The organism is Actinomycetota bacterium (genome assembly GCA_036280995.1).
In the GTDB taxonomy this organism is placed as follows: Bacteria; Actinomycetota; CALGFH01; order CALGFH01; family CALGFH01; genus CALGFH01.
In genome coordinates this window covers 1-4,615 of the sequence record DASUPQ010000852.1, presented here as the reverse complement: position 1 = coordinate 4,615, position 4,615 = coordinate 1, and the positions used below count along the sequence as shown (strand labels likewise).

Annotated in this window: 5 protein-coding genes; all 5 read left to right on the top strand. The window is 74.0% G+C overall.

The annotated features are described in order from the left end of the window. Positions 1 to 396, top strand: a 396-nt coding sequence (locus VF468_28610; GenBank protein ID HEX5882248.1) for a PfkB family carbohydrate kinase, incomplete at its 5' end; no start/stop codon positions are given. Then, the gene (locus VF468_28605) at positions 386 to 1,273 is read left to right on the top strand and encodes an aldolase (protein ID HEX5882247.1); all 888 of its coding nucleotides are present in this window, start codon (positions 386 to 388) and stop codon (positions 1,271 to 1,273) included. The genes VF468_28610 and VF468_28605, both read left to right, overlap by 11 nt. Continuing rightward, complete coding sequence (gene iolB / locus VF468_28600; GenBank protein ID HEX5882246.1) at positions 1,270 to 2,139, top strand: 5-deoxy-glucuronate isomerase; 870 nt, start codon at positions 1,270 to 1,272, stop codon at positions 2,137 to 2,139. Before VF468_28605 ends, iolB begins: the two co-directional genes overlap by 4 nt. Continuing rightward, on the top strand, positions 2,136 to 3,998 hold the full coding sequence (gene iolD / locus VF468_28595) for a 3D-(3,5/4)-trihydroxycyclohexane-1,2-dione acylhydrolase (decyclizing) (protein ID HEX5882245.1): 1,863 nt from the start codon (positions 2,136 to 2,138) through the stop codon (positions 3,996 to 3,998). Before iolB ends, iolD begins: the two co-directional genes overlap by 4 nt. A 27-nt stretch (positions 3,999 to 4,025) precedes the next feature. After that, the coding region (locus tag VF468_28590; protein HEX5882244.1) for an aldehyde dehydrogenase family protein at positions 4,026 to 4,615 on the top strand (590 nt) is incomplete at its 3' end.

Below are 4,615 nucleotides of genomic sequence, written 5' to 3'. Positions count from 1 at the left end.
GCCCTTGGGCACGTCACGGTCGCGGTCGGGAACCTCGACGAGTGCGACACCGCCGTGGGCGAGCGCGAGCCGCGGGCCGCCGCCTCGGCCCTGCGCGCCCGCGGGGTCGAGGTCGTGGTGGTCAAGCAGGGCCCCAAGGGGGTACTGGCCGCGGACGGGGAGACCGAGGTCGAGGTCCCGCCGGTGCCGGTGAAGGTGGTCAACGGCCTCGGCGCCGGCGACGCGTTCGGGGGGGCGCTCTGCCACGGGCTGCTCGCCGGCTGGGAGCTGGAGCGGCTGATGCGCTTCTGCAACGCCGCCGGGGCACTGGTCGCGACCCGGCTGGCCTGCGCCGACGCCATGCCCGAGGCCGCCGAGGTGGAGGCGCTGCTCGAGGAGGCCGTCAATGCTGGATGAGCGCTACCGGACCGTGCTCGAGGCCCGGACGCGGCGCCCGGAGGCGATCGCCGAGGCCGCCGCCGCCCGGACCCGCCCGGCGTCGCTGTTCAACGAGTACGGCCGGCTGATGATGATCGCGGCCGACCACCCGGCGCGCGGCGCCCTGCGGGCCGGCGAGCGGACCCTGGCCATGGCCGACCGGGTCGACCTGCTCGACCGCCTCTGCCTGGCCCTCTCGCGGCCAGGGGTCAACGGCGTCCTCGGCACTCCCGACATCCTGGAGGACCTGCTGCTGCTGGGGGCCCTGGAGAGCAAGGTGGTCGTGGGCTCGATGAACCGCGGCGGCCTGGCCGGGACCGTGTTCGAGATCGACGACCGCTTCACCGCCTACGACGCGGCCAGCCTGGCCAGGGACGGCTTCGAGGGCGGCAAGATGCTGCTGCGGATCGACCCCGACGACCCGGCCACGGTGGCCACGGTCGAGGCCTGCGGCCGGGCCGTCAGCGAGCTGGCCGCGCACCGGCTGATGGCCATGGTCGAGCCGTTCATCTCCCACCGGGTCGACGGCCGGGTCCGGATCGACCTGGGCGTCGAGGCGACCGTCCGGGCCATGACGGTGGCCGCCGGCATCGGCAACACCTCCGCCTACACCTGGCTCAAGGTCCCGGTGGTCGAGGAGATGGAGCGGGTCATGGCCGCCACCACCCTGCCGGCCGTGCTCCTGGGCGGCGAGGTCTCCAGCGCCCAGGACGCCGCCTTCGAGAGCTGGCGCAAGGCCCTCAAGCTCCCCACCGTGCAGGGCCTGGTCATCGGCCGGTCGCTGCTGTACCCGCCCGACGACGACGTCGCCACGGCCGTCGACACCGCGGTCGGCCTGCTCCAGGAGGGCCAGTGAGCAAGTGGTACCTGCCGAGGGGCGCCACGGCCGAGGGCGCCTGGTCGCTGGCCGTCACCCCCGAGCAGGCCGGCTGGGCCTACTGCGGGCTGCGGGTCCTGGAGCTCGCCCCCGGCGCCGCCCACACCTTCGCCACCGGGGCCGACGAGCTGCTGGTCATGCCCATGGAGGGCGGCGGCGTGGTCGAGTGCGAGTCGCGCCGGTTCGAGCTGGCCGGCCGCGACGGCGTGTTCGGCGACGTGACCGACTTCGCCTATGTCCCCCGGGACGCCGAGGTGCGCGTCTCCAGCGCCGGCGGAGCCCGGTTCATCCTGCCCTCGGCGCGGGCGACCTCGCGCCTTGAGCCCGCCTACGGGCCGGCCTCCGGCGTCCCGGTGGAGCTGCGGGGGGCCGGCCAGGCCAGCCGGCAGGTCAACAACTTCTGCACCCCGGCGTCGTTCCCGGCCGACAAGATGATCGTGGTCGAGGTCCTGACCCCCGGCGGCAACTGGTCCTCCTACCCGCCCCACAAGCACGACGAGCGGCGCACCGACGAGGTCGAGCTGGAGGAGATCTACTACTTCGAGGTCGCCGGCGACGGCGGCCTCGGCTACCAGCGGGTCTACAGCTCGGGGCCGGACCGCCAGATCGACGTGCTCGCCGAGGTCCGCTCGGGCGACGTGGTCCTGGTCCCCTTCGGCTACCACGGGCCGTCCATGGCCGCCCCCGGCTACGACCTCTACTACCTGAACGTGATGGCCGGACCCGCCGACGAGCGGGCCTGGCGCTTCTGCGACGACCCGGCCCACGCCTGGATCCGCGGGACCTGGGACGGCCAGGAGCTCGACCCCCGCCTGCCCATGGGCGGAGCAGGAGGCAGCGCATGAGCGGCACGCGCCGGCTGACCATGGCCCAGGCCCTGGTCGAGTTCCTGGCCAACCAGTACAGCGAGCGGGACGGGCGGGAGCAGCGGCTGTTCGCCGGCTGCTTCGGCATCTTCGGGCACGGCAACGTGGCCGGGGTCGGCCAGGCCCTGCGCCAGTACGCCGACGTGCTCCCCTACCACATGGCCCGCAACGAGCAGAGCATGGTCCACATCGCCTCCGGCTACGCCAAGCACCGCAACCGGCTGGCCACCTTCGCCTGCACCTCGTCGATCGGGCCGGGCGCGACCAACATGGTCACCGGGGCGGCCACGGCCACCGTCAACCGCCTGCCCGTGCTGCTCCTCCCGGGCGACCTGTTCGCCTCCCGGGTCGCCCCGCCCGTGCTCCAGCAGCAGGAGTCGGCCGGCGGCCCGGACGTCAGCGCCAACGACGCCTTCCGGCCCGTTTCCCGCTTCTGGGACCGGATCAACCGGGCCGGCCAGCTCCCCGGGTCGCTGCTGGAGGCCATGCGGGTCCTGACCGACCCGGCCGAGACCGGCGCCGTCACCCTGGCCCTGCCCCAGGACGTCCAGACCGAGGCCTTCGACTACCCCGAGGAGCTGTTCGCCCGCCGCGTCTGGCACGTGGCCCGGCCCGTGCCCGAGCCGGCCGCCCTGGCCCGCGCCGTGGAGGTGCTGCGCGGCGCCCGCCGGCCGCTGCTGGTGGCCGGGGGCGGGGTCATCTACGCCGAGGCCACCGAGGCCCTGCGGGCCCTGGTCGAGGCGACCGGCGTCCCGGTGGCCGAGACCTATGCCGGCAAGGGCTCGATGCCGTATGACCACCCGTCGGCCCTTGGGGCGATCGGCGTCACCGGGACCGACGGGGCCAACGCCATGGCCCGCGAGGCCGACGTGGTGATCGGCGTCGGCACCCGCTGGGCCGACTTCGCCACCGCCTCCCACAGCATCTTCGCCAACCCCGGGGTCCGCTTCGTCAACGTCAACGTCGCCCCGGTGGACGCCTTCAAGCACGCGGCCACCCCGGTGGTGGCCGACGCCCGGACGGCCCTTGAGGCGCTGGCCGGGGCGCTGACCGGCTGGGCCGTGGACGACGCCTGGCGGCAGGCCGCGGCCGCCCACAACCGGGACTGGGACGACAAGGTCGAGCGCGTCTACCGGGCCGGGCACGGCCCCCGGCCCAGCCAGGGCGAGGTCATCGGGGCCGTCAACGACGCCGCCGAGCCCCGCGACGTGGTCGTCTGCGCCGCCGGCAGCATGCCCGCCGACCTCCACAAGCTGTGGCGGACCCGGGACCCCAAGCAGTTCCACCTCGAGTACGGGAACTCCTGCATGGGCTACGAGATCCCCGGGGCCATGGGCATCCGGCTGGCCGACCCGAGCCGCGAGGTGTTCGCCATGGTCGGCGACGCCGGCTACCTGATGAACCCGGGCGAGCTGGTCACGGCCGTGGCCGAGGGCATCAAGATCATCGTCGTCGTCGTCCAGAACCACGGCTACGCCTCCATCGGGTCGCTGTCGGAGGCGTCGGGCAACGGCCGCTTCGGGACCAGGTTCCGCTACCGCCAGGCCGACGGCGGCGACGGCGACCTCCTCCCCGTGGACCTGGCCGCCAACGCGGCCAGCCTGGGGGCCAGGGTGCTCAGCCCGCGCACGGTCGGGGAGCTGGCCGACGCCCTCAAGGAGGCGCGGGAGGCGGACGGGCCGGTGGTCGTCCACGTCGAGACCGACCCGCTCGAGTACGTGACCGTCGGCGGCGCCTGGTGGGACGTGGCCGTGGCCGAGGTCTCCACCTCCGAGGACGTGCGTCGGGCCCGGGCCGACTACGAAGCCAGCAAACGAGACCAGCGGCACTACCTGTAGCGCGACAGCCTGGCGAAAGGACTGCCCATGCGGACCATCAACCACTGGATCAACGGCCAGATCGTCGCCACCTCGGCCGAGCGCACCGGGGCCGTCTACGACCCGGCCACCGGCCAGCAGACCGCCCAGGTGGCCTACGCCACCGGCGACGACGTCGACGCCGCCGTCCGGGCCGCCCAGGCCGCCTTCCCGGCCTGGCGCGACACCTCGGTGGTCAAGCGGGCCCGGGTGATGTTCCGGTTCCTGGAGCTGCTCCAGCGCAACCGGGACGAGCTGGCCCGCATCATCGCCTCCGAGCACGGCAAGGTCGTGCCCGACGCCGCCGGCGAGATCCAGCGCGGCATGGAGGTCGTGGAGGTCGCCACCGGCATCCCCCACCTGCTCAAGGGCGACTTCTCCGAGAACGTCTCCACCGAGGTCGACTGCTACTCGATCCGCCAGCCGATCGGGGTCGCGGCCGGGATCACGCCGTTCAACTTCCCGATCATGGTCCCGATGTGGATGCACCCGATCGCGATCGCCTGCGGCAACGCCTTCATCCTGAAGCCGTCCGAGCGGGACCCGTCGGTCTCGCTGCGGGTCGCCGAGCTGTACGCCGAGGCCGGCCTGCCCGACGG